Consider the following 26,689-nt stretch of genomic DNA (forward strand, 5'->3'; position numbering starts at 1 on the left):
GCGGGGCACGATGAAGGTAGTCAAACGACTGGTGTGGACCCTGCTGGGTCTGGCCCTGGGCCTGGGCGCGCTGCTGGCCGCCTGGGTGCACAGCCCGCTGCCCCTGCGGCAGGCGCAGGTGGAGGTGTCGATCGAGCCGGGCACTTCGCCGCGGGACGTGGCGCGGCTGTGGGTGGGGGCCGGCGTCGAAGTGCCAGAGGTGGTTCTCTACCAATGGTTCAGGCTCTCGGGACAGGCCCGGCGCATCCGCGCGGGCAGCTACGAGGTCGAGACCGGCGTGACCCCGCGCACCCTGCTGGAGCGCATGGTGCGTGGTGACGAGTCGCTGGAGACCGTGCGCTTCATCGAGGGGTGGAGCTTTCGGCAGGTGCGCGAAGCCCTGGCCCGCGCGCCGCATCTGCGGCCGACACTGGCGGCGCTGAGCGATGCCGAGGTGGCCCGGCTGCTGGAGCTGCCGCTGGCCCGCCCGGAAGGGTGGGTCTTTCCTGACACCTACGCCTACAGCCGCGGCGTGAGCGACGTGACCGTGTTGCGCCGGGCCCGGGACGCCATGCGCCGGCGGCTGGAGGGCGTGTGGGCTGAGCGCGCCCAGGGGGTGCCGCTGCGCAGCCCCCAGGAGCTGCTGGTGCTGGCCTCAATCGTCGAGAAGGAGACGGGGGCGGCGGCCGACCGCGGACGCATTGCTGGCGTCTTTGCCAACCGGCTGCGGCTGGGCATGCCCTTGCAGTCCGACCCCACGGTCATCTACGGCATGGGCGAGCGTTTCGATGGCAACCTGCGCCGCACCGACCTGCAGACCGACACCCCCTGGAACACCTACACCCGCACGGGCCTGCCGCCTACCCCGATCGCCATGCCCGGCCTGCAGGCACTCCAGGCGGCGGCGCGACCCGAAGCGACCGATGCCCTGTATTTCGTCGCCATGGGCGATGGCCGCAGCGCCTTCTCCGCCAACCTGGACGACCACAACCGTGCGGTCAACCGTTACCAGCGCGGGGGGCGCTGACCTCGAGATGGACCCGATCCCAAACATTCGCCGGCCAAGGCCGCTGTTCATCACCGTCGAAGGCATCGACGGTGCAGGCAAGTCCAGCCAACTCGCCGCGCTTCGCCAGGCGCTGGAGGCCGCCGGCCACACCGTGGTGGCCACCCGCGAGCCCGGCGGCACCCCGCTGGCCGAATCGCTGCGCGCCCTGTTCCTGCACCAACCCATGGATGCCCTCACCGAGGCTTTGCTGGTCTTTGCGGCACGGCGCGACCACCTGGCCACGGTCATCGAGCCGGCGTTGGCCCAGGGCCACACCGTGCTGTGCGACCGCTTCACCGATGCCACCTTCGCCTACCAGGGCGGTGGGCGCCGTTTCGACCTCGCCGTCCTGCAGACCCTGGAGGCCTGGGTACAGAACGGGCGCCAACCGGACCTGACACTGTGGTTCGACCTGGATCCGGCCCTGGCCGCGCGCCGGCGGCAGGCGGCGCGCGAGGCCGACCGCCTGGAGCAGGAGACGCTGGACTTCTTTGACCGGGTGCGCGCGGGCTACCTGGCCCGCGCACAGGCCGCGCCCGGGCGCATCGTGCGGGTGGAGGCTGGGCAGGCCCTGGCCGACGTCCAGCGCGACGCGCTGGCGGCCCTGCAGCACTACCTGCAGGCCCGGGGAGCGCTTGCATGAGCACCTTCACCGAGCAGGACCTGCCCTGGCTGGCCCCCGCACTGCACCAGCTGCTGCAGCCCCAGCGCAGCCATGCCCTGATCCTGCACGGTGCGGCCGGATCCGGCCTGTTCGAGCTGGCCTTGCGGGCGGCCCAGGCCTGGCTGTGCGAGGCCCCCGGCCCGGGCGGCCTGCCCTGCGACCAGTGCGCCGCCTGCCACCTGGCCCTGGCCCACAGCCATGCCGACCTGCGCGTGGTCATGCCCGAGGCCGAGCAACTGGCTCGTCAATGGCAAGCCAGCGCCGATGCAGAAGGCGAGGGCGACAGCGAATCCCGCAGCAAGCGCAAGCCCAGTCGGGAGATCAAGGTCGAGGCCATCCGCCAGGCCATCGACTGGGCGCACACCAGCTCCGGCCGCGGCCGCGGCAAGGTGCTGGTGTTCCATCCGGCGGATGCCATGAACCTGGTGTCGGCCAACGCCTTGCTCAAGACGCTGGAGGAGCCCGCCCCCGGGGTTCGCCTGCTGCTGTGCGTGGACAACCCGGAGCGGCTGCTTCCCACCATCCGCAGCCGTTGCCAGCGGCTGCGCCTGGACCCGCCCCCGGTGGAGCAGGCGCTGGCCTGGTTGCGCCGGGGGCCCTTGCCGGAGCCTGAGGTCATGCTGCATGCTGCGGGCGGCGAACCCTTGGCCGCCCTGGCCCTGGCCCAGGCGGGCATGACCGCCGAGCTCTGGACCCAACTGCCTGCACAGGTGGCCGCCGGCGAAGTGCGTGGCCTGGCGGTGCTGCCGCTGCCGCAGGCGCTGCGGGCCCTGCAGTGCCTGTGCCACGACCTCCTGGCCGTGCATGTGCAGGGCCATGCCCGCTATTTTCCGGGCACCAGCCTGCCGCAAGGCCTGGCGCTGCCCGCACTCACCGCCTGGGGCGACCAGTTGCGCCGTGCCGCGCGCCACGACGAACACCCCTGGCATGCGCCACTCCTGCTGGAGTCGCTGGTGGCCGAGGGCCAGTCGGTCATGTTGCCGCACCGCGCGGCCCGCCGGCCACCAGGGGCGGGCGTTCGTCGGCCTGCACCCCGATAAACTCGGTTCATGAGCGAACCAGAACTGACCGGATCGGCCGCCGCCACGGCCGGGCACCGTCCCAGCGTGATCCAGCTGAACTTCCGGGAGCGGGGCGCGCTCTACGCGGCCTACATCCCGATGTTCACCGAGGGCGGTCTGTTTGTGCCCACGCCGCGCGACTACCGACTGGGCGACGACATCTACCTGCTGCTTTCCCTGCCCAACGATCCCCAGCGTTTCCCGGTGGCCGGCAAGGTGGCCTGGATCACGCCGCCCAACACCTCGGGGGGTCGCACCCAAGGCGTGGGCGTGCGTTTTCCCGCGGACGAAAAGACCCGGTTGCTGCGCATGCGCATCGAGGAGATCCTGGGCACCGCCATCTCCTCCTCCAAGCCCACCCAAACCATTTGAGGTGCCGCCCGGCGGCGCTCACCCCTGTTGCCTTTGCCCATGCAGTTTGTCGATTCCCATTGCCACCTGAGCTTTCCGGAGCTTCGAGAGCGCCTGCCCGAGATCCTGCAGACCATGGCGCAGGCCCGGGTGGCGGCCGCCCTGTGCATCAGCACCCGCACCGAGGAGATCGCTGAGGTGGTGGCTTTGGCGGAGGAGGATCCCCGGCTGTGGGCCAGTGCCGGCGTGCACCCTGACACCGAGGACAGCCCCGAGCCCGACCTGGCGCTGCTGTGCGAATGGGCCCGGCATCCCCGGGTGGTCGCCCTGGGCGAGACGGGGCTGGACTACTACCGCCTCAACGGCCGCAGCGTGGCCGACATGCAATGGCAGCGCGACCGCTTTCAGGTGCATCTGGAGGCAGCCAGGCTCACCACCCTGCCTTTGGTGATCCACACCCGCAATGCCAGCCAAGACACGCTGAGTCAACTGCGCGCCCTTCAAGGCGGGGTCGGCGGTGTCTTCCACTGCTTCACGGAAACCGCCGAGGTGGCTCGGGCCGCCCTGGACCTGGGTTTCATGATCTCGTTTTCCGGGATCGTGAGCTTCCGCAATGCCGCCGACCTGCGTGAGGTCGCTCGTTTCGTGCCGCTGGACCGTTGCCTCATCGAGACGGACAGCCCCTACCTGGCGCCGGTGCCGCACCGTGGCAAGGTCAATCAGCCAGGCTGGGTGCCTCACGTGGCGGAAGTGCTGGCACGGGAAAAGGGCCTGGACCTGGAGGCGGTGGCGCAGGCCACCACGGCCAACTTTGAGCAGCTGTTTGGTGTGGACGTGCAGCGCCAGTGCCGCACCCGGCCGGCCCGCTTGCCCACACCACCGGCAGCCTGAGCGCCAGGCCGGCCCCGAGCGGCCCGCGGGGGCGGGGCTGACGGGCCTGTCAGACAGATTCCGACACGCGGCTTGTCCCTAGGCCGACTGTGCCGAACAGGCCGCGCTGCCTACAGTGAACTCCATCGACACCGATTGAACCTGCGCCGGGGCCACGTACCGGCGCGCCGATGGAGAGACACCATGCGCCACCAAGCCCTGACCGCCGCCAACCCGTTCATGATGATCACCGACCCGGAGGCCATCCTGCAGGCTGTGGAGCGTTCCGAACGCCTGAGCGGGCTGCGTCGCCGCGTATGCCGCCCCTTGGATAAGCCGCTGATCCCTAAGGTGGCCAACCCGGAACTGAGCGCCTACGACGCCGAGATTGAAGGCGCCGAGGACGAAGCCGAGCTCTGAGTGTCGTGTTCAGGCGCCGCCCACCGTGCCTGGGGCTCAGCGGCCGTGAGCCGATCGGACGCGGCAAGCGAACCGGAAACCGCATGCTGGCCTGCCCGGAGGGACTCGAACCCCCGACCTGCTGCTTAGAAGGCAGCTGCTCTATCCAGTTGAGCTACGGGCAGCGCGCTTTGGCAAGCCTTTGATTCTAGGCCCTCAAGCCAGCGCCGACGTGGCCGATGTCACAGCTCATGGACGAGCTCGAACGGCGCACACTTTGGGAGCAGCTGCGGCAGCGCTTGCAGGCGCGGCTGCCAGAGGCGGCCGACTGGCCCTGGGGCCGCATCGGGGGATGGGCCGCACAGGGCGGACAGGCGCTGGGTGCGGCCGCCACCGTACTGGGCTGGCAGGTCTCGCCCTCACCACAAGGGCCATCGCTGCAGTTGCATGCGCAGGGCGTACCCGATGGCCACGACATCCGTTGGGGGGCGAGCGACCGCAACTACCTGAGCAGTCCGGTGCTGATCTGGCGCTGCCCGGCCCCCTTGCCGGACGAGGAGCTGCTGGCCGCCCTGTGGCCGGCGGACCTGCTGGAAGAGCAGTCCCTGGCGCTTTACCAACGCCTGGTGGACAGCACCCAGACCAGCGCCGATCCTTCCTTGCCGGCCGAACTGCGGTGGATCGCCGTGTTGCCGGCGGTGGGGCCGCTGCGCCGACGCTTCCCGGCCCTGTCCGGGTCGGCCAGCGATCCCGGTTGGCTGGAGCGGTGGTGGCAGGCCTTGCAGCCCCCGCTGGCCGTGCGCCAGACGCCCCGTTTTGAACTGGGCGGGGACATGGTCGCCGACCCCCTGGGATGGCCCGAGGAGCGCTTCAGCCTGGTGTTGCGTCAAGGACAGATGGCCTTGCGCATCCACATGCCCCAACCCGATGAGCACCGCCTCTTGGCAACCCGTCAGCTGGTGCTGCGGGTGCTGCGCGCCATGGCCCAGGTGGCGGTCGTCCCGGCGGCGGGTGGCACCGGCCTGCTGTCGGCCACCGATTGAGCGCTGCAGGCGCCGCTCAGCGCGGGGCGTGCTTGCCCAATTCGAGCTTGGCGATGGCGTTGCGGTGCACCTCGTCCGGACCGTCGGCAAACCGCAGGGTGCGGGCCTGGGCGTAGTAGTAGGCCAGGGGGAAGTCCTGGCACAGGCCGGCGCCGCCGTGCACCTGCATGGCCCAGTCGATCACCTGGCAGGCCATTTGCGGGGCCACCACCTTGATCATCGCGATCTCGGCCTTGGCGGTCTTGTTGCCGGCCACGTCCATCATCCACGCGGCCTTGAGGGTGAGCAGCCGCGCCTGCTCGATCATGCAGCGGGCCTCGGCAATGCGTTCCTGCGTGACGGTCTGCTGGGCGATGGTGCGGCCGAAGGCGGTGCGGCTCAGGGCGCGCTGGCACATCAGGCCCAGAGCGCGTTCGGCCAGGCCGATCAGGCGCATGCAGTGGTGGATGCGGCCCGGGCCCAAGCGGCCCTGGGCGATCTCGAAGCCACGGCCTTCGCCCAGCAGCAGGTTGGCCGCCGGCACACGCACCTGGTCGAACTCGATCTCCATGTGTCCATGCGGCGCGTCGTCGTAGCCCATCACCGTCAGCGGACGCACGATGCGGATGCCCGGGGTGTCCATGGGCACCAGGATCATGGACTGCTGGCTGTGGCGCGGAGCGTCCGGGTCGGTCTTGCCCATGAAAATCAGCACTTTGCAGCGGGGATCGCCGGCACCGCTGGTCCACCACTTGCGGCCATTGAGCACGTAGTCCTCACCGTCACGGGTGATGCTCGCCTCGATGTTGGTGGCATCGCTGCTGGCCACGGCCGGTTCCGTCATGGCAAAGCCGGAGCGGATCTCACCGGCCAGCAGGGGCTTGAGCCAGCGCTCTTGCTGCTCGGGCGTGCCGTAGCGCACCAGCACCTCCATGTTGCCGGTGTCCGGCGCAGAGCAGTTGAACACCTCGCTGGACCACAGCACCCGTCCCATCAGCTCGGCCAGCGGGGCGTATTCCTGGTTGGTCAGGCCGGCGCCCAGGCTGGAGTCGGGCAGGAACAGGTTCCACAAGCCGGCGGCCCGGGCCTTGGGCTTGAGCTCTTCAATGACGGGCAGCGGCGTCCAGCGCTTGCCCGCCTGGGTGTTGGCCTCGAGCTCGGCCCAGTAGCGGGCCTCGTTGGGAAAGACATGTTCGTCCATGAAGGCCATGACGGCTTCACGCAAGGCCTGGGTGCGGGCTGAGTAGCCGAAATCCATGGGGTCTCTCCTCTGGGGGCGGCTCGCGGGGCGCGGGCCTGGGGTTTTGTGGGGGGGGCGGCGGGAGGGGGAGGCTCAGGCGGCGCCTGCCCGCAAGGCGAAGCCCCAGGCCAGTTCGGCCAGGGCAGGAGCGGCAGCGCCCGTGGCCTGCGCTTGGGCACTGGAGGCGGTGCCGTCCTCCACCCGCTTGGCGATGCCCTGGGCGATGGCGGCGATGCGGAACAGGTTGTAGGCTAGGTAGAAGTTCCAGTCCTCCATCACCGCCTCCAGGTCGGTGCGGCCGATGCGTTCGCAATAGCGGGCCACGTAGTCGCGCTCGGCAGGAATGCCCAGGGCCGCGTGGTCCAGCCCGCCGATGCCGCGGAAGGTGCCTGGCGGGATGTGCCAGGCCATGCAGTGGTAGCTGAAGTCGGCCAGCGGATGACCCAGCGTCGACAGTTCCCAATCCAGCACGGCGATGACCCGGGCCTGGGCCGGATCGAAGATCAGGTTATCCAGCCGGAAGTCCCCGTGGACGATGGACACCTCGGTCTCGTCGCGGGCGCCGGGCGGGATGTGCCGCGGCAACCAGTCCAGCAGGCGGTCCATGGCCGGGTTGGGGCCGGTGACCGACGCCAAGAACTGCTTGCTCCAGCGGCCGATTTGGCGCTCGAAGTAGTTGCCGGGCTTGCCGTAGTCGCCCAGGCCCAGGGCACGGAAGTCCACCCGGTGCAGGGCGGCGATGACCCGGTTCATCTCGTCGTAGTGCGCCGCGCGCCCGGAGGTGTCCAGCTCTGGCAGGGAGGGGTCCCACAGCACCCGGCCGCTGACATGCTCCATGACGTAGAACGCCCGGCCGATCACCGATTCGTCCTCGCACAGCAGCTGCATGCGCGCCACCGGCACTTCACTGCCCTGCAGGGCCTGCATCACCCGGAACTCGCGCTCGATGGCATGCGCCGAAGGCAGCAGCCGGGCCACCGGGCCGGGTTTGGCCCGCATCACGTAGACCGTATCCGGCGTGGTCAACCGGTAGGTGGGGTTGGACTGGCCACCCTTGAACTGCTCCACCTGCAGGGGGCCCGCAAAGCCGGGCAGGTGGGCATGCAGGTAGGCGGCCAGCGCCCGTTCGTCAAAGCGGTGTTGGGGGGCCACCGGGCGGGTGCCGGTGTTGCCCTGGGCGATGGTGTCCATGGGTCTCCTCAGCCTGTCATCGCCGGGCTGAGGGCCGGGTGGCGCTCAGCGTTCGGCGGCTTGCAGCAATTTGTCGCGGGACAGCACCACCAGTCGGGTGGGCTCCACGCGCAGCGCGCCTTCGCGTTCGAGTTCCTTGAGTTCCTGGTTGACGCGCTGGCGCGACGCGCCCAGCAGCTGGGCCAGATCCTCCTGCGCCAGTTGCAGGCCGATGCGGATCTCCTCGCCCTGGTGGATGCCATGGCTGCGCACCAGTATCAGCAGCTGCTTGGCCAGGCGCGCGGCCAGCGGCCGGGTGCTCAGGTCCTCGATGAGGTTGAACATCAGCCGCAGGCGACGGCAGTTCAGCCGCAGCAGGGCCTCGTAGAGCTCCACATGCTGGCTGAGCAGGTACTTGAAGTCGGGCTTGCGCACGATCAGCAGCGTGGTGGGCCCATGCGCGTTGGCATCGTGGGTGCGGGGCAGACCGTCGAACAGCGCGATGTCGCCGAACCAGGCGCCCGGCTCCACATAGGTGAGCGAAACCTGCTTGCCCGCCAGCGAGACCGAGCTCACCCGCACCGCGCCTTTGGCCACCCCGACCCATTCCTCGGCCGGAGCTCCACGCGCCGCCAGTGGCGCCCCATCCTCCAGCCGCCGCACCACGGCGCGCGCCAGGATGGCCTGTCGCAGGGCGTGGGAGAGGGTGGAGAACCATGGGCCGGCATCGATGTTGTGTCGCTCATCGAGTGTAAGAAGCGAGGAATGCACCTTTTGTCCCTGACGTGACAGTGAAAAGCCCGGTGGCGGCGGCCCCTGACGCGGACCTGCGCGGCTCGGCGCGAACCAGTGTAGCCAGGGGCGTACATCCGCCCTGTCAGCCGGCGGACATCAGCGGTGGCAGACGCACGGCGCTCCTAGAATCGGCGGCAGTTCATCCTTTTCCAAACTGCCTTGCCACTTTGACCATGACCCAGCACATTCAAGTGCCCCAGGACGGCCAGAAGATCACCGTCCGCGCCGACCAGACCCTCCAGGTTCCGGACCGTCCCATCATTCCTTTCATCGAAGGCGACGGTGTGGGGCGCGACGTGACGCCGGTCATGCGCAAGGTGGTGGACGCCGCGGTGGAAATGGCCTACCGCGGTGAACGCCAAATCCGGTGGATGGAGATTTATGCCGGCGAAAAGGCCACCCGCCTTTACGGCCCTGACGTCTGGTTGCCCGACGAAACCGTGGCCGCGATCCAGTCGTACCTGGTGTCCATCAAGGGCCCGCTGACCACGCCGGTGGGCGGCGGCATCCGCAGCCTGAACGTGACCATGCGCCAGGAGATGGACCTCTATGTCTGTCTGCGTCCTGTGCGGTACTTCAAGGGCGTGCCCTCGCCGCTGAAGGAGCCGGAAAAGACCGACATGGTCATCTTCCGTGAGAACTCCGAGGACATTTACGCCGGCATCGAGTACCCGGCGGGCAGCGAGGGCGCGCGCCAACTGATCGACTTCCTCACCAGCCAGATGGGTGTGAGCAAGTTTCGGCATCCCGACAGCACCGGCGTGGGCGTCAAGCCCGTGTCCAGGGAGGGCACTGAGCGCCTGGTGCGCAAGGCCATCCAGTACGCGATCGACCATGACAAGCCCAGCGTCACCCTGGTGCACAAGGGCAACATCATGAAGTTCACCGAAGGCGCGTTCCGCGACTGGGGCTACGCCCTGGCGCAGCGCGAGTTCGGCGCGCAGCCGATCGATGGTGGCGTGTGGTGCCGCTTGAAGAACCCGAAGACGGGACGGGAGATCGTCATCAAGGACGCCATCACCGATGCCTTCTTCCAGCAGGTGCTCATGCGCCCGGCCGAGTACTCGGTGATCGCCACGCTCAACCTCAACGGCGACTACATCTCTGACGCCGTGGCCGCCCAGGTGGGCGGCATTGGCATCGCCCCCGGTGCCAACCTCTCGGACACCCTGGCGCTGTTTGAGGCCACCCACGGCACGGCGCCGCGCTACGCCGGCAAGGACTATGTGAACCCCGGCTCCATGATCCTGTCGGCCGAGATGATGCTGCGCCACCTCGGCTGGACCGAGGCCGCTGACCTGGTCATCCGCGCCATGGAAGCCGCCATCCAGACCAAGCAGGTCACCTATGACTTCGCCCGTCTCATGGATGGCGCCCGCCAGGTGTCCTGCTCCGGCTTTGGCGAGGTGATGATCGAGCAGATGGCCGAATTCTGAGGCCACTGCCCGGGCTCGGGGTCAGCCGGGATGGCCGGCCCCGGCCCCAGCAACTCAGCCCCCGGCCCGTCCCTGCGGCTGCCCCAGCGAACGCAGGATGTCCCGCACGTACTGCGCCCGCTCGCGGGCGTCAGCGATTTCGCGGTCGATGCGCAGGCGGTCATTGCCGGCCAGCTTGACCTGGCGGTTTTTCTGCACCAGCTCAATGATGCGCATCGGGTCCACCGGCGGGTTGGGCTTGAAGCCGATGTTCATTACCTTGGGGCCGGCGTCGATCTTGATGACGCCGTAGGGTTTGGCCTGGATGCGCAGGCGGTGGGTGTCGAACAAGGCCTGGGCTTGGGGCGGCAGCTTGCCGAACCGGTCGGTCACTTCCTCCAGCAAGCGGTCGAGCTGGTCCAGCGTGGTGGCGCTGGACAGGCGCTTGTAGAGGTTCAGTCGCACGTGCACGTCGCCGCAGTAGGCATCGGGCAGCAGGGCGGGCATGTGCAGGTTGATCTCGGTGGTGGTGCCAAAGACCACGGAGTTGGGGCTCAGCAGGTCGGGCTCCTCCCCGTTCTTCAAGGCCCGCACGGCTTCGGCCAGCATCTCGTTGTAGAGCTGGAAGCCCACTTCCATCATGTTGCCGCTCTGGTGGTCGCCCAACACCTCGCCGGCGCCGCGGATCTCCAGGTCGTGCATGGCCAGGTAGAAGCCGGAGCCCAGCTCCTCCATCTCCTGAATGGCTTCCAGGCGCTGGGCGGCCTGTTTGGTCAGGCCCTCCACATCGGGCACCAGCAGGTAGGCATAGGCCTGGTGGTGACTGCGGCCCACGCGGCCGCGCAGCTGGTGCAGCTGGGCCAGGCCGAACTTGTCGGCCCGCGCCATGACGATGGTGTTGGCACTGGGCACGTCAATGCCGGTTTCGATGATGGTGGAGCACAGCAGTACGTTGAAGCGCTGGGCGGTGAATTCACGCATCACGCGTTCCAGCTCGCGCTCAGGCATCTGGCCATGGGCCACGGCGATACGGGCCTCGGGGATCAATTCCTCCAGCGCTTGCCGGCGGTTCTCAATGGTCTCCACCTCGTTGTGCAGGAAGTAGACCTGGCCGCCGCGCTTCAACTCGCGCAGGATGGCCTCGCGGATCACGCTCTTGCTTTCGTTGCGCACAAAGGTCTTGATGGCCAGGCGGCGCTGCGGCGCGGTGGCGATGACGCTCAGGTCGCGCAGGCCTTCCAGCGCCATGCCCAGGGTGCGGGGAATGGGGGTGGCGGTCAGGGTGAGCACATCCACCTCGGCGCGCATGGCCTTGATGGCCTCTTTGTGGCGCACGCCAAAACGGTGTTCCTCGTCAATGATGAGCAGACCCAGGCGCTTGAAGCGCACGTCCTTGCTGAGCAGCTTGTGCGTGCCCACCACGATGTCGATGGTGCCGTTCTCAATGCCGTCCAGCGCGGCCTTGATTTCCTTGGCGGTGCGGAATCGACTCAGCTCGGCCACCTTGACCGGCCACTTGCCAAAGCGGTCGACGATGGTCTGGTAGTGCTGCTCGGCCAGCAGCGTGGTGGGCGCCAGCAGCGCCACTTGCTTGCCGCCGATCACCGAAACAAAGGCGGCACGCAGCGCGACCTCGGTCTTGCCAAAGCCCACGTCGCCGCACACCAGGCGGTCCATGGGCTTGGGGCTGACCATGTCCTGGATCACGGCATGGATGGCGGCGCGCTGGTCGGCCGTCTCCTCAAAGCCGAAGCTGGCGGCGAAGGCCTCGTAGTCGTGGGGCGAGTAGCGGTGGCTCATACCCTCGCGCGAGGCGCGCAAGGCGTAGAGGTTGAGCAGCTCGGCGGCGGCGTCGCGCACCTGCTCGGCGGCCTTGCGGCGCGCTTTGTCCCACTGGCCCGAGCCCAGCTTGTGCAGCGGCGCTTCTTCGGCGCTGACGCCGGTGTAGCGGCTGATGAGGTGCAACTGGCTCACGGGCACATAGAGCGTGGCTTTGTCGGCGTATTCCAGGTGCAGGAATTCGCTGGCCCCGTCTGTGCCTCCGTTCGCGCCGCCCTGGCCCCCCGACAGGTCGATGTGGATCAGCCCCTTGTAGCGGCCAATGCCATGGGCCGAATGCACCACCGGGTCACCCACCTTCAGCTCCGACAGGTCCTTGATGAGTGAATCGACGTTGCTGGTCTGCTCTTGCTTGCGGCGCCGGCGCGTGGTGGGGGCACTGGCAAAGAGTTCGGTCTCGGTCAGGAACTGCAGGGCGATGCCCTGCGCCGGCTCGTGCCAGAAGAAGCCCGCTGACAGTGGAGCGGCGGTGATGGCCACCTTCTCCGTGCCCGCCAGGAACTCGTCCAGGGAGGCCACGGCAGGCACGTCAATCTTGTGGTCGCGCAGCAGCTCCAGCAGGCTCTCACGCCGGCCGTCGCTCTCTGCCACCAGCAGCACGCGGTGGGGCGTGTCGTCCAAGTGCCTCTGCAGGGCCCCCAAGGGCTCGGTGCTGCCCCGGTCGGCGCTCACATCGGGCAGAGGGCGGGCCCAGTCCAGCGCCTCCTGGCCACGCAGCGCCAGCGTGGCGTGCCGGCCGGCCAGCGCGAAGAACTCGTCGGTGCGCAGGAAGATCTCGTCCGGCGGCAGGATGGGCCGGTCCGGGTCATGCTGCAGGAAGCGGTGGCGCTCGCGGGTGTCGGAGGAAAAGCGCTGCAGCGCGGTATCCACCTCGCCATGCAGCACGAGCGCAGCACCGTCGCCCAGGTAGTCAAAGAAGCTGGCCGCCTGCTCAAAGAACAGCGGCAGGTAGTACTCAATGCCCGCTGTGGCGATGCCCTGCGCCATATCTTTGTAGAGACGGTGCTTGGTGGGGTCACCTTCCATCTTTTCGCGCCAGCGCTGGCGGAAGGTGGTGCGCGCCGCATCGTCCATCGGGAACTCGCGGCCGGGCAGCAGTTGCACCTCGGGCACCGGGTACAGGCTGCGCTGGGTGTCGGGGTCGAAGGTGCGGATGGAGTCGATCTCGTCGTCGAACAGGTCCACCCGGTATGGCTGCACCGAACCCATCGGGAACAGGTCGATCAGGCTGCCGCGCACCGCGTATTCGCCTGGCGACACCACCTGACTCACATGGGTGTAGCCCGCCAGCGTGAGTTGACGTTTGAGTGCGGCCTCGTCCAGCCGGGTCTTGGCCTTGAAGTCAAAGGTGGTGCCTGCCAGAAAGCTGGGCGGGGCCAACCGCGTGAGCGCGGTGGTGGCCGGCAGCAGCACCACATCCAGCGCCTGCTGGTGGATCTTCCACAGCGTGGCCAGGCGCTCGGAGATCAGGTCTTGGTGCGGGCTGAAGGTGTCATAAGGCAGGGTTTCCCAGTCGGGGAACAGCGCCACACGCAGGCCCGGGGCGAAGAAGGGCAGCTCGTCGGCCAGGCGCTGGGCGTCCGAAGGCTCGGCGGTGACGATGCACAGCAACTGCTTTTGCGCCGCCCGGCTCTGCGCATGCCGCGCCAGCAGCAGGGCATCGGCCGAGCCGATGGGGCGGGGCAGGGTGAAGCGTTTGCCAGGGGCGATGGAAGGCAGTTGCATGGACGGTGCGCGGGCTGGGGGCGCGCCGGGAGGGCAGCGCCAATGGCAAACGCGTCATGGACGCCGGATCGCGGGGACCGGGCCGAATGACGCGCGAACCGCCAGATTCTAAAGAGCCACCCGGCGCCTGGCTCAGGCCGGACGACGCCGGCGCAGCCGCGGCAGCCCGGCCAGGCACCGGGTCCAGGCGGCTGGCCGCGGTACGGTGCTGGTGATCACCTCCACCTGCACGCGGCGGCCAAAGTCAAGACTGTCACCGGGCACAACACCGGCAGCGGCCGGGATCTGATCGGCGAGCCGGGGCTCCAGTACAGCGCAGAGGCCGACTGAGGGGTGAGCGGATGAGCGGATAGAGGTTGACCTTGCCGCCCCCGGGCCGCCGGTAGGCTTGCCTGCGGAGACAATCCGCCCATGACCAATCCGTCCATGTTCGCGGTGGGGGTGGAACCCCGCTTCTTCGCTCTGGTGCCCTGCGCGGGCACCGGCAGCCGCTCCGGCAGCTTCAATCCCAAGCAGTACGAGCCGGTGGCCGGCCAGCCCTTGGTCTCGCACACGCTGGAGGCCCTGGCGCGGGTACCCGGATTGACCGCGACCCTGGTGGTGGTGGCCCCCGACGACACCCAGTTCGAGGAGGACCTGCCCGGTCGCGTGGGCGATGCACTCTGGCTGGCCAAGGTCGGCGGTGCCACCCGGGCCGAGACAGTGGCCAATGGCTTGAACGAACTGCGGGCCCGCGGCGCCCAGCCCCACGATTGGGTGCTGGTGCACGACGCTGCGCGTTGCCTGCTCAAGCCTGAGTGGGTGCTGCGGCTGATGGCCGAATGCCGCGATGACGAGGTGGGTGGCCTGCTGGCCTTGCCGCTGGCCGACACGCTCAAGAGCGAAGCCGCCGGTCGGGCCACCGCCACCATCGACCGCAACGCCAAATGGACCGCCCAGACGCCGCAGATGTTCCGCCTGGGCCTGCTGGCGCCGGCATTGGCCTTTGCCGGTGACAAGGTCACTGACGAAGCCAGCGCCGTGGAGGCGCTGGGGCACCAGCCACGACTGGTGCGGGGGGATTGGGAGAACCTCAAGGTCACGTTCCCTGGCGACTTTCTGCTGGCCGAGCGTCTGCTGGCCACCCAACGCCGGGGTGCTGAGATCCGCGCCGTCGTCCCTGCGCGTGACTTCGCGACCACGCTGCAGTTCTACCTGGACATCGGCTTTGAGCGCGAGTTCGTCCACACCCAGATGGCCGGCTTGAAACTGGGCTCCGCGGCCTTCCTGCTGCAGCAGGCCGAGGACACCACCCGAACGCAGCACACGGTGATGCACCTCACAGTCGACAACCTGGAAGCGTTCTGGGGCCGCTTGCAACAGGCGGGCATCGACGCGCGCTACGGGGTCAGCGTGGCTCCGCCACAGCAGCGCCCCTGGGGCTTGGTGGACATGAGCCTGACCGACCCCAGCGGGGTGCTGTGGCGCATCGCACAGCGCATGGAGGCGGTGGAATGAGCACGCCCCTGCCGCCGGACGGGACCGCGCCCATGGCCTGGCCGGCATTGCGTGTGGGCGAGGGCTGGGACACCCACGCCCTGGTGACCGGCCGGCCCTTGGTGCTGGGCGGAGTGACCATTCCGCACGCCATGGGGCTGCTGGGGCATTCCGACGCTGACGCGCTGCTGCATGCCATCACCGATGCCTTGCTGGGCGCCGCCGCCCTGGGCGACATTGGCCGCCACTTTCCCGACACAGCCGCCGAGTTCAAGGGTGCCGACTCCGCGGTGCTGCTGGACCACGCCCACCGCCTTGTGCAGGCGGAGGGCTGGCAGGTGGTGAATGTGGACAGCACCGTCGTGGCCCAGGCGCCCAAGCTGGCGCCGCACATCCCGGCCATGGTGGCGCGCATCGCCCAGGTGCTGGGCCTGGATACCCGGCGGGTCAACGTCAAAGCCAAGACGGCCGAGAAGATGGGACCGGTGGGTGAAGGCCGGGCCATCGAGACCCGCGCTGTGGTGCTGCTGATGGGGCGCTGAACCGGACGCGCCGGGCTGCAGGAGCTGCCGGCCCCTGCGCCCCGCGTCTCAGGCCTTCTTCAGGCGGATGTGGGCCACCAGGCCGGTCTTCTCGGTAGCGTTGTTGAGTTCCAGGGCGCCGCCGATGCGTTGCAACGCCTTCTTGACCACCGCCAGACCCAGGCCGGCGCCGGTGGCCGCCGTGCGGGCCGCATCGCCGCGGAAGAAGGGCGTGGTCAGGTGGGCCAACTTCTCTGGCGCCACGCCCTGCCCGTAGTCCCGCACGGTGATGATGATGGCGTCACCCGTCTGCACATGCGACACCTTCACCCGCGCCACCCCGGTGTCGATGGACCGCCCATAGCGGCGCGCGTTCTCGAACAGGTTGGAGAACACGCGGCCCAGCTCGGTGTCGTCGCCCTGGACCATCAGGTTGGGCGGCAGGCGGGGATGGATGCGGATCTGGTTCTTGTCCCGGAACAGGCTGGCCTCGCGCTCCACCACCTGGGTGATGTTCACCGGCACGATGCGCGTGCCCTCGGGGCGCGCGTAGTCCATGAATTTGTCAATGATGGCGTCGAGCTGGTCAATGTCGTTGGCCATGTTGCGCCGCGCCTCTTCGTCCGAGACGCTGATCTCGGCTTCCAGGCGCAGACGGGCCAGCGGGGTGCGCAGGTCGTGCGAGATGCCGGCCAGCATCACCGCGCGTTCCTCCTCCACCTTGGCCAGTTCGCGGGCCATGCGGTTGAAGCCCTTGTTGACCATGCGCACCTCGGCGGTGATGTTTGACTCGTCGAGGTTGGAGTCGAACTCACCCTCGGACAGGCGGCTGGCGGCAAACGAGAGCTGCTTGAGCGGGCCGTTGATCAGCCGCACAAAGATGGCCGTGATCACAAAGCACAGCATCGCCAGGAGCGCCATCCACCACCAGTCGGGCAGGGTGCTGCCCGGTTGCCAGCGTGCAGCGTCAGCCTTGAGCCAATACAGGTTGCCATCGAGCTCAAAGCCGACCCAGACGCCTTCGGCGTCGTTGACGCTGCGGGCCAGCAGCGTGCCCGGGCCCAGGCGCTCGCGGACGGCCTGGCTGAAGGCACTGTGGAAGGTGTCCGTCTCCAACGTCCGCCAGTTGTCGCCGGGCTCCCGGCGCAGCAGCTGCAGCCCTTCCTTGCTGGCGGCCTGCTGGAGCAGGGCGTTGCGGCGCTGGCCTTCGCTTTGCTGCACCCCCAGCACGGTGACGGACACCACGCCCGCCATCTGGCGCCCGGCATGGGCACCCAGGACCAGCTCCTGCCGGTGGTCCAGCAAGAGGGACCAAGCCAATACCGCCGCCACCATCAGGCCCGACACCAGCATGAAACTGCGCCAGAAGAGGTTGACCGACAGCACCGGCCCGCGCTGGCGACGCTTGCGCTTCTCGTCCTCGACGACCAGGGCGGACCAGTCGGTGTTGTCGTTGTGCCCCGGTGTGCCCGCGGTGGGCGCAGGGCGGGCGGTGGGGGCGGTCACGCGGTTTCCTCAGGCACGAAAACGTAGCCCACACCCCATACGGTCTGGATGTAGCGCGGGTTCGAAGGATCCGGCTCGATCATCTTGCGCAGACGCGAGATCTGCACATCCAGGCTGCGGTCGAAGGGTTCGAACTCGCGGCCCCGGGCGAGCTGGGCCAGCTTGTCGCGGCTCAACGGCTGGCGCGGATGGCGCACCAGGGCCTTGAGCATCGAGAACTCGCCCGTGGTCAGGGTGATCTGCTCACCCTCCTTGGTCAGGCGGCGCAGCGAGAGGTCGAACTCGAAGGGACCGAACTGGATCACCTGCGGCTCCTTGGCCGGCGCGCCCGGCGCCTCCTGGGGCGGACGCCGGCGCAGCACGGCATGGATGCGCGCCAGCAGCTCGCGGGGGTTGAAGGGCTTGGGCAGGTAATCGTCGGCCCCCACCTCCAGGCCCACGATCCGGTCCACATCCTCCACCTTAGCGGTGAGCATGATGATGGGGGTGTTGTCACCCGCGGCGCGCAGTCGACGGCAGATCGACAGGCCGTCCTCGCCCGGCATCATCAGGTCGAGCACGATCATGTCGATCGTCTCGCGGGTCTGCAGGCGGCTCAGCGCCTTGCCGTCCTCGGCCAGCAGCACCTCGAAGCCCTCCTGGGTGAGGTAGCGGCGGAGCAGGTCACGGATGCGGGCGTCGTCGTCAACCACCACCACGCGGTCCTTGCGGGTGGGCGTGCTTGTTGTCATGGGTCTGGCACAGATGAATTTGTAACAGCGGTGATTGTGCGTCTTGACAAGCGCATCAAAACACGCTTGGAGACGCATTGTTACAATTTCATCCGCCTAGCCTGTCCGGTCCAGGTGACCGGACGGGCCGCGGCGCCCACCGGCGCCGCGGCAGGTTCACTGGGCGACCCAGCCCCCATCCATGTTGATGGCGGTGCCGCGCAGATTGGCCGCCGCCGGGGAACACATGAAGACCGCCATGGCCCCCAGTTCCTCAGGGGTGGTGAACTGCTGGGAAGGCTCCTTCTCCGACAGCAGGCGCTTCTTGGCCTCCTCGACACTCACCCCTTCAGCCACGGCCCGGGCGTCCACCTGCTTTTGCACCAGCGGGGTCAGCACCCAGCCCGGGCAGATGGCGTTGCAGGTCACCGGCGTGGTGGCGGTCTCCAGGGCCACCACCTTGGTCAGGCCGACCACGCCGTGCTTGGCGGCCACATAGGCAGACTTCTGCGCCGATGCCACCAAGCCGTGGACCGAGGCCACGTTGATGATGCGGCCCCAGCCGCGGGCCTTCATGCCTGGCAGGGCGGCGCGTGTGGCGTGGAAGACCGAGCTCAGGTTGATGGCGATGATGGCGTCCCACCGGTCCACCGGAAAGCTCTCGACGGGCGCCACATGTTGGATGCCGGCGTTGTTGACCAGCACATCCACCGCGCCGAACTCCGCTTCACAAGCCTGCACCATGGCCTCAATCTGGCCGGGCTGGCTCATGTCCGCCCCGTGGTAGCCCACCCGGACGCCGAACGCGGCGACCTCGGCCTTGGCGGCCTCGACATCGCCAAACCCGTTGAGCATCACGTTGGCCCCCTGGGCGGCCAGGGCCTTGGCAATGCCCAGTCCGATGCCGCTGGTGGATCCGGTCACGAGTGCAGTCTTGCCTTTCAACATGCGTCAGTCTCCTGTGGGGGGTTGTTAAAGTCGATTATCTGGCCCCCTACCTTGCAAACAGATAACAAGCCTCGCCATGTCCGCCCTCCACGCCGAGTCGCCCCGCTTCCACCATGTCGTCTGCGCGGACCGGTCCGACCAACCCCGCATGGCCTGGACGGAGTGGGGGGATCCCACCAACCCCCGCGTACTCGTCTGTGTGCACGGTCTGTCCCGGCAGGGCCGGGACTTCGACACCCTGGCCCAGGACTTGGCCGGTGCCTACCGGGTGGTCTGCCCCGACGTGGTCGGCCGTGGCCGTTCCGATTGGCTGCGCGACCCCATGGGATACGCCATACCGGCCTACGCCGCCGACATGATGCGGCTGGTCGCCGCCTTGGGCGTGGCCGAGGTGGACTGGGTGGGCACCTCCATGGGCGGACTGATCGGCCTGGCGCTGAGCAGTCTGCCGGGCTCTCCCGTGCGGCGCCTGGTGCTCAACGATGTCGGCCCGCGCCTGGAGCTCGATGCGCTGCAGCGCATCGGCCAGTACCTGGGCGCGCCGGTTCGCTGGGACACCCTGGAGCAGGCGGCTGAGGCCTTGTGGGCGGTATCCGCCAGCTTCGGTCCCCACACCCCGGCGCAGTGGATGGCGCTGACACGGCCACAGCTTGTGGCCGACGGCACCGGTTTCAAGCCGCACTATGACCCGGCAATCGCGCTGCCCTTCAAGGCAGCGACCGCGGAGTTGGTGCAGGCGGGCGAAGCCGCCCTCTGGCAGATTTGGGACCACCTGCGCCTGCCGGCGCTGGTGTTGCGCGGTCAGGAGAGCGACCTGCTCACCGAGGTGACGCTCCAGGAGATGCTGCGCCGTCAACCGTTGGCACGCGCTGTGGAGTTTGCGGGCGTGGGCCACGCGCCCATGCTGCAGCAGCCCGACCAGCGTGAAGCTGTGCGGGCGTTTCTGGAGCAGGCATGAAGAGCCAACCGCCGCGTGACGGGCCCGCGCCCATCGTCGAGCTGGCCGCCCAGGACCAACGGCCAGCCGAGACCCGTGGCGACGCCGGTACCGGCACGGCCACACCAGCCTTGCCTGAGGAGTTGATCCGTGCCCGCGCGTTTGCGGAGCCCCTGCTCACGGGGCGTCGCCTGGACACGGGTGAGGACGCCTGGTCGCACGCCGAGGGCGTGGCCAGGATCCTGTCTGACATCGGGGGCGCTCCTTCCCTGCAGATTGCCGCCTACCTCGTCTACGCGGGCGATTTCCTGCAGCGACCCGAGGAGGTGATCAGCAAGGCCTTCGGTCCGTCCTATGCCAGCCTCGTCATGCTTACCCGCAAGCTGGTCCAGATCCAGCGTGCGGCGCGGGAGGCGCAGGTGGAGCAGGAGCGCCTGGCCGAGCAGACGGAGCGGGTGCGCAAGATGCTCCTGGCCTTCGCGCGCGACTTGAGGGTGGTGCTGCTGCGCCTGGCCTCCCGCCTGCAGAGCCTGCGCTGGCACGCAGCCCAGCGCGTGCCGTGCCCGGCGCCGCTGGCGGCCGAGACCGCCCAAGTCTTTGCCCCGCTGGCCAACCGCCTGGGCATCTGGCAGATCAAGTGGGAGATGGAAGACTTGGTCTTCCGCTTCCAGCATCCCCAGGCATACCGTGACATCGCCGGGCTGCTGGCCGAGAAGCGGGTGGAGCGGGAGGCGAGGGTGGAGGCCACGCGCGCAGGCGTGGCGGCTCACCTGGCGAGCCACGGCATCGCTGCGCGGGTCTACGGTCGGCCCAAACACATCTACAGCATCTGGAAGAAGATGCAGGGCAAGCACCTGGACTTCTCCCAGGTGATGGACGTGCAGGCCCTGCGCGTGGTGGTCGAGGACGTCCCCACCTGCTACGCCGCCCTGAGCCAGGTGCACGAGCGCTATCCCGCCGTGCCCGGGGAGTACGACGACTACATCGCCCGACCCAAGGGCAATGGCTACCGGTCCCTGCACACGGTGGTGCAGGGGGATGATGGCCGCCCCATCGAGGTCCAGATCCGCACCCAGGCCATGCACGAGCATGCCGAGTACGGTGTGGCCGCCCACTGGGCCTACAAGGAGGCTGGCGCCAAGGGTTACGGTGGGGTGGCCGCCGCCGGCGATTTCGAAGCCCGTGTGGCGGAGGCCCGCAAGACCGTGCTGCGCCAGTTGCTGGCCTGGGAGCGGGACTTCTCCCAGGCAGGGCAGGCGGAGGACAAGGCTGAGGGCCGGTTCGATGACCGCATCTACGTCTTTACCCCCCAGGCTGCGGTGATCGAGCTGACCGCCGGCGCCACCCCGGTGGATTTCGCCTACGCGCTGCACACCGATGTGGGCCATCGCTGCCGTGGCGCAAAGGTGGACGGGCAGATGGTGCCCCTGTCCACACCGCTGTCCAACGGACAAACTGTCGAGGTCATCACCCTCAAGGAGGGAGGACCCTCCCTGGACTGGCTCAATGCGGAGCTGGGTTTTTTGCGCAGCGCACGGGCCAAGGCCAAGGTCCGGGCCTGGTTCAACGCCCAGGCCCAGGCCGTCACGGTGGCCAGGGGGCGCGACCTGGTCGAGCGCCTGCTGCAGCGCGAAGGGCGCACGGCCCTGCGGCTGGAAGACTTGGCTGAGCGCCTCGGTTTCCGCAGCGCCGAGGCGCTGTTCGAGGTGGTGGGCAAGGATGAGTATTCGCTGCGCAACATCGAGCAGATCCTGCGGCCTGCCGAGCCCGAACCGCCGGAGGACGCGGTGCCGGCGCTGCGCCGGCCGCGGCACGCCGACGGCCAGGCCGGCGGGGTGTTGGTCGTGGGCGTGGAAAGCCTGCTGACCGGCTTGGCCAAATGCTGCCGCCCGGCCCCGCCTGACGGCATCGGTGGCTTTGTCACCCGTGGCCGCGGGGTGGCCGTTCACCGCCTGGACTGCCGCAATTTCCGGGAGATGAGCCTGACCCATCCTGAGCGGGTGATTCCGGTGACTTGGGGTCGACCGCAAGGGGCCGACGGCGCCGCCTATCCGGTGGACATCAACGTCGTGGCCCATGACAGGCAGGGCCTGCTGCGGGACATCTCCGAAGTCTTCGCCAAGGCCAAAGTGAACGTGACCGGCGTCCACAGCCAGTCAGCCCGCGATGTGATGGGGGACATCGCGCGCATGACGTTCACGGTGGAGCTGCCGGAGGTCTCGCGTCTTCCCGGTCTGCTCACGCTCGTGGGCACCGTCGCGGGGGTGCGACAGGTGCGACGCCGCTGAACCGTGCAGCCCACCACCGCGGTTGCCGGCTCACGCTCGTGCTGGGGACAATCGCCGTGGCGCCTGCTGGCTGAGGTCAGCCGGATGCCGTCGACCCCCTTCTTTCGTGGATTTCCCTCATGCAGGCCGAGCAGCCCATCACCCAAGAACTCAAGCGCTGGATCGTGGCCCAGGCCCAGGCGGGCTGCCGGCCAGAGGATGTCCTGGAAGCCATGAAGTCCAGCGGATGGCGCGACGAGGTGGCAATCCGGGCGATGGAGGAGGCGCTGCAGTCGCATCTGCAGTCGCAGGGCCCCTTGCCCGGTTCTGGCATGGCCGCCTTTGACCCGCGGACCACTGCCCCGTCGCCCGCTCAGGCCGCGGGGCTCACCCCGCGCGAAGGTCCGGCCCGTGCTGCACCGGCCGGACTCCTGGCCGCAGCCGGTCAACCGGGGCCAGACCTGGCCAGTGGCCGAAGCACGCTGATCGCAGGGGACCGAGAAGTCACGGTGCTGATGCAGAGCCAGCGTCCCAGGGCTGTGCTGTTCGGTAACTTCCTCTCCTCAGGGGAGTGCGAAGCGCTGGTGGCGATGGCCCGTGGCCGGCTCGCCCGCTCGGAAACCGTGGTCAACGAGACCGGCGGCAGCGAAGTCAACAGCGCCCGCACCAGCGACGGTATGTTCTTCAACCGCGGAGAAAACGAGCTCTGCGCCCGCATCGAGAAACGCATCGCTGACCTGCTGCGATGGCCCATCCAGAACGGCGAAGGTCTGCAGGTGCTGCGCTATCTGCCCGGGGCACGGTACTTGGCCCACCAAGACTATTTCGACCCCGAACAGCCGGGGGCCGGCACCATCCTGGCCCGGGGAGGGCAGCGGGTAGGCACGCTGGTCATGTACCTGAACACCCCGCTGCGTGGCGGTGCCACCACTTTTCCTGACGCAGGGCTGGAGGTGTCGCCCGTGCGAGGCAACGCCTTGTTCTTTGCCTACGACCGACCCGACCCTGCCTGCCTGGCCTTGCACAGCGGCGCGCCCGTGGAGGAGGGAGAGAAGTGGGTGGCGACCAAATGGCTGCGCCAGGGGGTCTTCAGCTGAACCCTCTGCCCCCGGTCGTGGGGTCGCTCAGTAGATCAACCGGTCGGGGCGGATGTCGCGCAGGATGGTCGTCGCGATCTCCTCGATCGACTTGTGGGTCGAGCTGAGCCAGGAAATGCCCGCGCGTTTCATCATCGTCTCGGCTTCGCGCACTTCGTATCGGCAGTTCTCGATGGCCGCATAGCGGCTGCCGGGCCGCCGCTCGTTGCGGATCTGGCACAGCCGGTCGGGGTCGATGGTCAGGCCGAAGCACTTGCGCCGATGCGGGGCCAAAGCACCAGGCAATTGACCCCGCTCGAAGTCTTCGGGAATGAGCGGGTAATTGGCCGCCTTGATCCCGTGCTGCATCGCCAGGTAGAGCGAGGTTGGCGTCTTGCCGCAGCGGCTCACACCCACCAAGATCACATCGGCGGCCTCGAGGTTCTTGGCCGATTGCCCGTCATCGTGGGCCAGCGAGAAATTGATCGCCTCGATCCGCTCGTTGTACTCCTGGCTCTTGGCCGCATCCGAGAAACGGCCCACCCGATGGTTGGACTTCATGCCCAACTCATGCTCGAGCGGCTCGACGAAGGCGGCGAACATGTCCATCACCATGCCCTTGCAGCGGCCATCTTTCAGGATCTCCCGCACCTCATCCTTGGCCAAGGTGATGAACACGATGGGCCGCAGGCCCTCGGCCTCGGCGGTCTGGTTGATCTCGGAGACCACCTTGTCGGCTTTGTCCACCGTGTCGATGAATGGACGGCGGACATGCCGAGGACGCAGCGCGAACTGCGCCAGGATGGAATTGCCGAAAGTCTCGGCGGTGATGCCGGTGCCGTCAGAGACGTAGAAGACAGTGCGATTGGTCATGGGAGAAGGCGCAAAAGTTTCAGCCGCGTTTCAGCCATGATAGGCACGCTGTCCGTAGAATTCACTGAATTTGGTCAGACAGACTGCGGGGTGTGGCGCCAAGCGCCCCACCAAGCCTCCCTCCCTCTCCAGCATGTGCCCCCGTTGCTCAGAACCTGAACAACACCCCGCAACGCCGCGGGCTGGCTGGATGACGCGCGTCCGTCGAGGCGCTGGACTGACCGCACCGGATTTTTGTCATCAAGGAGCTTTGTCATGTCTACCACTTTCCTGGCCACCGCCCTGGTAGCCCCGTTCGAGCAGCTGCGCATGGCCGACGTCGAGTACGTCGGTGGCAAGAACGCCAGCCTCGGTGAAATGATCAGCCAGTTGGCGGCCTCTGGCGTGCGCGTGCCGGGCGGCTTCGCCACGACTGCCCACGCCTTCCGCGAGTTCCTGGCTTACGGTGGCCTGACCGAGAAGATCAACGCCCGCTTGGCGGCGCTGGACACCGATGACGTGCGCGCGCTGGCCGAGGCCGGTGCCGAGATCCGCGGCTGGGTGGAGAACGCCCCGTTCCCGCCGGATTTCGAGGCCGCCGTGCGCGCCGAATACGCCCGCGTCGCCGGTGACTCGCCCGACGCCAGCTGGGCCGTGCGCTCCTCGGCCACCGCCGAGGACCTGCCCGACGCCTCCTTCGCCGGCCAGCAGGAGACCTTCCTCAACGTGCACGGCATCGACGAGGTGCTGCACAAGATGAAGGAGGTCTTCGCCTCCCTCTACAACGACCGCGCGATCAGCTACCGCGTCCACAAGGGCTTCAGCCACGCCGAGGTCGCCCTGTCGGCCGGCGTGCAGCGCATGGTCCGCTCCGACGTCGGCGCCGCCGGCGTGATGTTCACCATCGACACCGAGTCGGGCTTCAAGGACGTGGTCTTCATCACCTCCAGCTACGGCCTGGGTGAGACGGTGGTGCAGGGCGCGGTCAACCCCGACGAGTTCTACGTCCACAAGCCGGCCCTCGAAGCTGGCAAGTTCCCGGTCATCCGCCGCAGCCTGGGCTCCAAGCTGATCCGCATGGAGTTCGCCACCCCCGAGGAAAAGAAGGCCTCCGGCAAGCTGGTCAAGACCGTGGACAATCCGCCCGAGCAGCGCAACCGCTACTCGCTGAACGACGCCGACGTGGTCGAGCTGGCCAAGTACGCCCAGATCATCGAGAAGCACTACGGCCGCCCGATGGACATCGAGTGGGGCAAGGACGGCGTCGACGGTCGCCTGTACATCCTGCAGGCCCGTCCCGAGACCGTGCGCAGCCAGGCCGAAGGCCAGGTCGAGCACCGCTACAAGCTCAAGGGCCACTCCACCGTGCTGGCCGAAGGCCGCGCGATCGGCCAGAAGATCGGCACCGGCCCGGTCCGCCTGGTCAGCTCGATCGCCGAGATGGAGCGCGTGCAGCCCGGCGACGTGCTGGTCACCGACATGACCGACCCCAACTGGGAGCCGGTGATGAAGCGCGCCAGCGCCATCGTGACCAACCGCGGCGGCCGCACCTGCCACGCGGCGATCATCGCCCGCGAGCTGGGCATCCCCGCCGTGGTGGGCTGCGGTGACGCCACCGAGAAGCTGTCCGACGGCGCCCTGGTGACCGTGGTCTGCTCCGAAGGCGACACCGGCTATGTCTACGACGGCCTGCTCGAGACCGAGGTCTCCGAGGTTCAGCGCGGCGAACTGCCGTACTGCCCGGTCAAGATCATGATGAACGTCGGCAACCCGCAGCTGGCCTTCAACTTTGCACAGTTGCCCAATGCGGGCGTGGGCCTGGCCCGCCTCGAATTCATCATCAACAACAACATCGGTGTCCACCCCAAGGCCATCCTGGACTATCCGAACGTTGACGCGGACCTGAAGAAGGCGGTGGAGTCCGTGGCGCGCGGCCACGCCTCGCCCCGTGCCTTCTACGTCGACAAGCTCGCCGAAGGCGTGGCCACCATCGCCGCCGCCTTCTGGCCCAAGCCGGTCATCGTGCGTCTGTCCGACTTCAAGTCCAACGAGTACAAGAAGCTCATTGGCGGCAGCCGCTACGAGCCGGACGAAGAAAATCCGATGCTGGGCTTCCGGGGTGCTTCCCGCTACATCAGCGAGGAGTTCGGCGAGGCCTTTGGCATGGAATGCGAGGCGCTCAAGCGCGTGCGCAATGACATGGGGCTGACCAATGTCGAAATCATGGTGCCCTTTGTCCGCACCGTTCGCCAAGCTGAGCGTGTGACCGGCATGCTGGCAGATCGGGGCCTCAAGCGCGGCGAGAACGGCCTGCGCGTCATCATGATGTGCGAGGTGCCCAGCAACGCCATCCTGGCCGACCAATTCCTCACGCATTTTGACGGCATGTCCATTGGCTCCAATGACCTGACCCAGCTCACGCTGGGCCTGGATCGCGACTCCGGTCTGGAGTTGCTGGCGGCCGACTTCGACGAGCGGGATCCTGCGGTCAAGGCCATGATCAGCCGCGCCATCGCGGCCTGCCGCGCCACGGGCAAGTACGTGGGCATCTGCGGCCAGGGTCCCAGTGATCACCCCGACTTTGCCGAGTGGCTGGCGCAAGAGGGCATCGTGTCCATCTCGCTGAACCCGGACTCGGTGGTCGACACCTGGACGCTGCTGGCCAAGCGTGGCTGACAACCCTCGGAGCCGGAATGAGCCGGCTCTGATTTACCGAAAGCCCCTCGTTGTGCGCACTTGATGTGCCATAATGATGGGCTTTCCCTTGCTGTACCCGCATCTGACGCGCGGGGCAGCTTCCATCTGGAACCCAAGAGGA

The 26,689-nt window shown here is 68.1% G+C and carries 22 protein-coding genes and 1 tRNA gene; 14 read left to right on the forward strand and 9 right to left on the reverse strand.

The genetic code is table 11. From position 1 onward, the window contains the following. Positions 1 to 10 precede the first annotated feature (10 nt). The 6 genes from mltG to G3A44_RS04875 all read left to right on the forward strand — a co-directional run bounded on the left by mltG (position 11) and on the right by G3A44_RS04875 (position 4,393). Positions 11 to 1,006, forward strand: coding sequence for an endolytic transglycosylase MltG (mltG, locus tag G3A44_RS04850; RefSeq protein WP_163456386.1), 996 nt, complete (start codon positions 11 to 13; stop codon positions 1,004 to 1,006). A 7-nt stretch (positions 1,007 to 1,013) separates the two neighbouring features. Continuing rightward, on the forward strand, positions 1,014 to 1,670 hold the full coding sequence (tmk, locus tag G3A44_RS04855; RefSeq protein ID WP_163456387.1) for a dTMP kinase: 657 nt from the start codon (positions 1,014 to 1,016) through the stop codon (positions 1,668 to 1,670). Then, positions 1,667 to 2,731: a DNA polymerase III delta subunit-related protein gene (locus G3A44_RS04860; protein ID WP_163456388.1), complete on the forward strand. Its 1,065-nt coding sequence runs from the start codon at positions 1,667 to 1,669 to the stop codon at positions 2,729 to 2,731. Before tmk ends, G3A44_RS04860 begins: the two co-directional genes overlap by 4 nt. A gap of 9 nt (positions 2,732 to 2,740) precedes the next feature. After that, positions 2,741 to 3,124 (forward strand): PilZ domain-containing protein, encoded by a 384-nt coding sequence (locus tag G3A44_RS04865; RefSeq protein ID WP_163456389.1) that lies wholly within the window; start codon positions 2,741 to 2,743, stop codon positions 3,122 to 3,124. 39 nt (positions 3,125 to 3,163) lie between these two features. Continuing rightward, on the forward strand, positions 3,164 to 3,994 hold the full coding sequence (locus tag G3A44_RS04870) for a TatD family hydrolase (protein WP_163456390.1): 831 nt from the start codon (positions 3,164 to 3,166) through the stop codon (positions 3,992 to 3,994). Between the two features lie 183 nt (positions 3,995 to 4,177). After that, on the forward strand, positions 4,178 to 4,393 hold the full coding sequence (locus tag G3A44_RS04875) for a hypothetical protein (protein WP_163456391.1): 216 nt from the start codon (positions 4,178 to 4,180) through the stop codon (positions 4,391 to 4,393). Between the two features lie 87 nt (positions 4,394 to 4,480). Here the strand turns inward: G3A44_RS04875 and G3A44_RS04880 are convergent. Beyond that, positions 4,481 to 4,557: transfer RNA gene (locus tag G3A44_RS04880), tRNA-Arg, on the reverse strand. A 66-nt stretch (positions 4,558 to 4,623) separates the two neighbouring features. On the opposite strand from G3A44_RS04880, the gene G3A44_RS04885 reads away from it, so the two are divergent. Further along, positions 4,624 to 5,415, forward strand: coding sequence for a hypothetical protein (locus G3A44_RS04885; RefSeq protein WP_163456392.1), 792 nt, complete (start codon positions 4,624 to 4,626; stop codon positions 5,413 to 5,415). A gap of 16 nt (positions 5,416 to 5,431) precedes the next feature. On the opposite strand, the gene G3A44_RS04890 is transcribed toward G3A44_RS04885, so the two are convergent. The 3 genes from G3A44_RS04890 to G3A44_RS04900 form a co-directional block, all read right to left on the reverse strand. Further along, positions 5,432 to 6,652, reverse strand: a complete 1,221-nt coding sequence (locus tag G3A44_RS04890; protein ID WP_163456393.1) for an acyl-CoA dehydrogenase family protein — start codon at positions 6,650 to 6,652, stop codon at positions 5,432 to 5,434. Between the two features lie 75 nt (positions 6,653 to 6,727). Beyond that, on the reverse strand, positions 6,728 to 7,825 hold the full coding sequence (locus G3A44_RS04895) for a phosphotransferase (RefSeq protein ID WP_163456394.1): 1,098 nt from the start codon (positions 7,823 to 7,825) through the stop codon (positions 6,728 to 6,730). Between the two features lie 45 nt (positions 7,826 to 7,870). Continuing rightward, positions 7,871 to 8,575, reverse strand: coding sequence for a Crp/Fnr family transcriptional regulator (locus tag G3A44_RS04900; RefSeq protein ID WP_163456395.1), 705 nt, complete (start codon positions 8,573 to 8,575; stop codon positions 7,871 to 7,873). Positions 8,576 to 8,772: 197 nt separating this feature from the next. Here G3A44_RS04900 and icd point away from each other — a divergent pair, with 197 nt between their 5' ends. Continuing rightward, the gene (gene icd, locus G3A44_RS04905) at positions 8,773 to 10,035 is read left to right on the forward strand and encodes an NADP-dependent isocitrate dehydrogenase (protein ID WP_163456396.1); all 1,263 of its coding nucleotides are present in this window, start codon (positions 8,773 to 8,775) and stop codon (positions 10,033 to 10,035) included. A gap of 54 nt (positions 10,036 to 10,089) precedes the next feature. Here the strand turns inward: icd and mfd are convergent, their stop codons facing one another. Next, positions 10,090 to 13,578 carry a transcription-repair coupling factor gene (gene mfd / locus G3A44_RS04910; RefSeq protein WP_163456397.1) on the reverse strand — a complete coding sequence of 1,163 codons (3,489 nt, stop codon included), beginning with the start codon at positions 13,576 to 13,578 and terminating at the stop codon, positions 10,090 to 10,092. 411 nt (positions 13,579 to 13,989) lie between these two features. On the opposite strand from mfd, the gene ispD reads away from it, so the two are divergent. Beyond that, the gene (ispD, locus tag G3A44_RS04915; protein ID WP_163456398.1) at positions 13,990 to 15,075 is read left to right on the forward strand and encodes a 2-C-methyl-D-erythritol 4-phosphate cytidylyltransferase; all 1,086 of its coding nucleotides are present in this window, start codon (positions 13,990 to 13,992) and stop codon (positions 15,073 to 15,075) included. After that, positions 15,072 to 15,596, forward strand: a complete 525-nt coding sequence (ispF, locus tag G3A44_RS04920; protein ID WP_239061709.1) for a 2-C-methyl-D-erythritol 2,4-cyclodiphosphate synthase — start codon at positions 15,072 to 15,074, stop codon at positions 15,594 to 15,596. The genes ispD and ispF overlap by 4 nt, the downstream gene beginning before the upstream one ends. Positions 15,597 to 15,644: 48 nt before the next feature. On the opposite strand, the gene G3A44_RS04925 is transcribed toward ispF, so the two are convergent. The 3 genes from G3A44_RS04925 to G3A44_RS04935 form a co-directional block, all read right to left on the reverse strand. Further along, entirely contained in the window at positions 15,645 to 17,081 is a 1,437-nt protein-coding gene (locus G3A44_RS04925) for an ATP-binding protein (protein WP_310734321.1), read from the reverse strand. Continuing rightward, positions 17,078 to 17,812, reverse strand: coding sequence for an osmolarity response regulator transcription factor OmpR (ompR, locus tag G3A44_RS04930; protein ID WP_163456399.1), 735 nt, complete (start codon positions 17,810 to 17,812; stop codon positions 17,078 to 17,080). The genes G3A44_RS04925 and ompR overlap by 4 nt, the downstream gene beginning before the upstream one ends. A 156-nt stretch (positions 17,813 to 17,968) precedes the next feature. Beyond that, positions 17,969 to 18,739 (reverse strand): 3-hydroxybutyrate dehydrogenase, encoded by a 771-nt coding sequence (locus G3A44_RS04935; RefSeq protein ID WP_163456400.1) that lies wholly within the window; start codon positions 18,737 to 18,739, stop codon positions 17,969 to 17,971. 76 nt (positions 18,740 to 18,815) lie between these two features. Between G3A44_RS04935 and G3A44_RS04940 the strand changes: the two genes are divergently transcribed. From G3A44_RS04940 to G3A44_RS04950, 3 genes are all read left to right on the forward strand, one after another. Beyond that, positions 18,816 to 19,697 carry an alpha/beta fold hydrolase gene (locus G3A44_RS04940; RefSeq protein WP_163456401.1) on the forward strand — a complete coding sequence of 294 codons (882 nt, stop codon included), beginning with the start codon at positions 18,816 to 18,818 and terminating at the stop codon, positions 19,695 to 19,697. Beyond that, on the forward strand, positions 19,694 to 21,964 hold the full coding sequence (locus tag G3A44_RS04945; protein ID WP_163456402.1) for a RelA/SpoT family protein: 2,271 nt from the start codon (positions 19,694 to 19,696) through the stop codon (positions 21,962 to 21,964). The genes G3A44_RS04940 and G3A44_RS04945 overlap by 4 nt, the downstream gene beginning before the upstream one ends. 119 nt (positions 21,965 to 22,083) lie before the next feature. Continuing rightward, positions 22,084 to 23,040, forward strand: a complete 957-nt coding sequence (locus G3A44_RS04950; protein WP_163456403.1) for a 2OG-Fe(II) oxygenase — start codon at positions 22,084 to 22,086, stop codon at positions 23,038 to 23,040. Between the two features lie 27 nt (positions 23,041 to 23,067). Here G3A44_RS04950 and ppsR read toward each other — a convergent pair whose 3' ends face one another. Continuing rightward, complete coding sequence (gene ppsR / locus G3A44_RS04955; RefSeq protein ID WP_163456404.1) at positions 23,068 to 23,892, reverse strand: posphoenolpyruvate synthetase regulatory kinase/phosphorylase PpsR; 825 nt, start codon at positions 23,890 to 23,892, stop codon at positions 23,068 to 23,070. 255 nt (positions 23,893 to 24,147) lie between these two features. Here ppsR and ppsA point away from each other — a divergent pair, with 255 nt between their 5' ends. Beyond that, a complete protein-coding gene (gene ppsA, locus G3A44_RS04960) occupies positions 24,148 to 26,547 on the forward strand; it encodes a phosphoenolpyruvate synthase (protein WP_163456405.1) in 2,400 nt (799 codons plus the stop codon). Positions 26,548 to 26,689: the final 142 nt, after the last annotated feature.

It is taken from the genome of Ideonella livida, from assembly GCF_010499455.1.
Lineage (GTDB): Bacteria > Pseudomonadota > Gammaproteobacteria > Burkholderiales > Burkholderiaceae_C > Ideonella > Ideonella livida.

Coding starts and splice junctions, on each gene's coding strand:
- G3A44_RS04950 (WP_163456403.1), top strand. CDS start 22,084: ATGCAGGCCGAGCAGCCCATCACCCAAGAACTCAAGCGCTGGATCGTG.
- mltG (WP_163456386.1), top strand. CDS start 11: ATGAAGGTAGTCAAACGACTGGTGTGGACCCTGCTGGGTCTGGCCCTG.
- G3A44_RS04860 (WP_163456388.1), top strand. CDS start 1,667: ATGAGCACCTTCACCGAGCAGGACCTGCCCTGGCTGGCCCCCGCACTG.
- mfd (WP_163456397.1), bottom strand. CDS start 13,578: ATGCAACTGCCTTCCATCGCCCCTGGCAAACGCTTCACCCTGCCCCGC.
- G3A44_RS04890 (WP_163456393.1), bottom strand. CDS start 6,652: ATGGATTTCGGCTACTCAGCCCGCACCCAGGCCTTGCGTGAAGCCGTC.
- tmk (WP_163456387.1), top strand. CDS start 1,014: ATGGACCCGATCCCAAACATTCGCCGGCCAAGGCCGCTGTTCATCACC.
- ompR (WP_163456399.1), bottom strand. CDS start 17,812: ATGACAACAAGCACGCCCACCCGCAAGGACCGCGTGGTGGTGGTTGAC.
- G3A44_RS04865 (WP_163456389.1), top strand. CDS start 2,741: ATGAGCGAACCAGAACTGACCGGATCGGCCGCCGCCACGGCCGGGCAC.
- G3A44_RS04895 (WP_163456394.1), bottom strand. CDS start 7,825: ATGGACACCATCGCCCAGGGCAACACCGGCACCCGCCCGGTGGCCCCC.
- G3A44_RS04870 (WP_163456390.1), top strand. CDS start 3,164: ATGCAGTTTGTCGATTCCCATTGCCACCTGAGCTTTCCGGAGCTTCGA.
- G3A44_RS04875 (WP_163456391.1), top strand. CDS start 4,178: ATGCGCCACCAAGCCCTGACCGCCGCCAACCCGTTCATGATGATCACC.
- G3A44_RS04885 (WP_163456392.1), top strand. CDS start 4,624: ATGGACGAGCTCGAACGGCGCACACTTTGGGAGCAGCTGCGGCAGCGC.
- G3A44_RS04940 (WP_163456401.1), top strand. CDS start 18,816: ATGTCCGCCCTCCACGCCGAGTCGCCCCGCTTCCACCATGTCGTCTGC.
- ppsR (WP_163456404.1), bottom strand. CDS start 23,892: ATGACCAATCGCACTGTCTTCTACGTCTCTGACGGCACCGGCATCACC.
- G3A44_RS04945 (WP_163456402.1), top strand. CDS start 19,694: ATGAAGAGCCAACCGCCGCGTGACGGGCCCGCGCCCATCGTCGAGCTG.
- ppsA (WP_163456405.1), top strand. CDS start 24,148: ATGTCTACCACTTTCCTGGCCACCGCCCTGGTAGCCCCGTTCGAGCAG.
- ispD (WP_163456398.1), top strand. CDS start 13,990: ATGACCAATCCGTCCATGTTCGCGGTGGGGGTGGAACCCCGCTTCTTC.
- G3A44_RS04935 (WP_163456400.1), bottom strand. CDS start 18,739: ATGTTGAAAGGCAAGACTGCACTCGTGACCGGATCCACCAGCGGCATC.
- icd (WP_163456396.1), top strand. CDS start 8,773: ATGACCCAGCACATTCAAGTGCCCCAGGACGGCCAGAAGATCACCGTC.
- ispF (WP_239061709.1), top strand. CDS start 15,072: ATGAGCACGCCCCTGCCGCCGGACGGGACCGCGCCCATGGCCTGGCCG.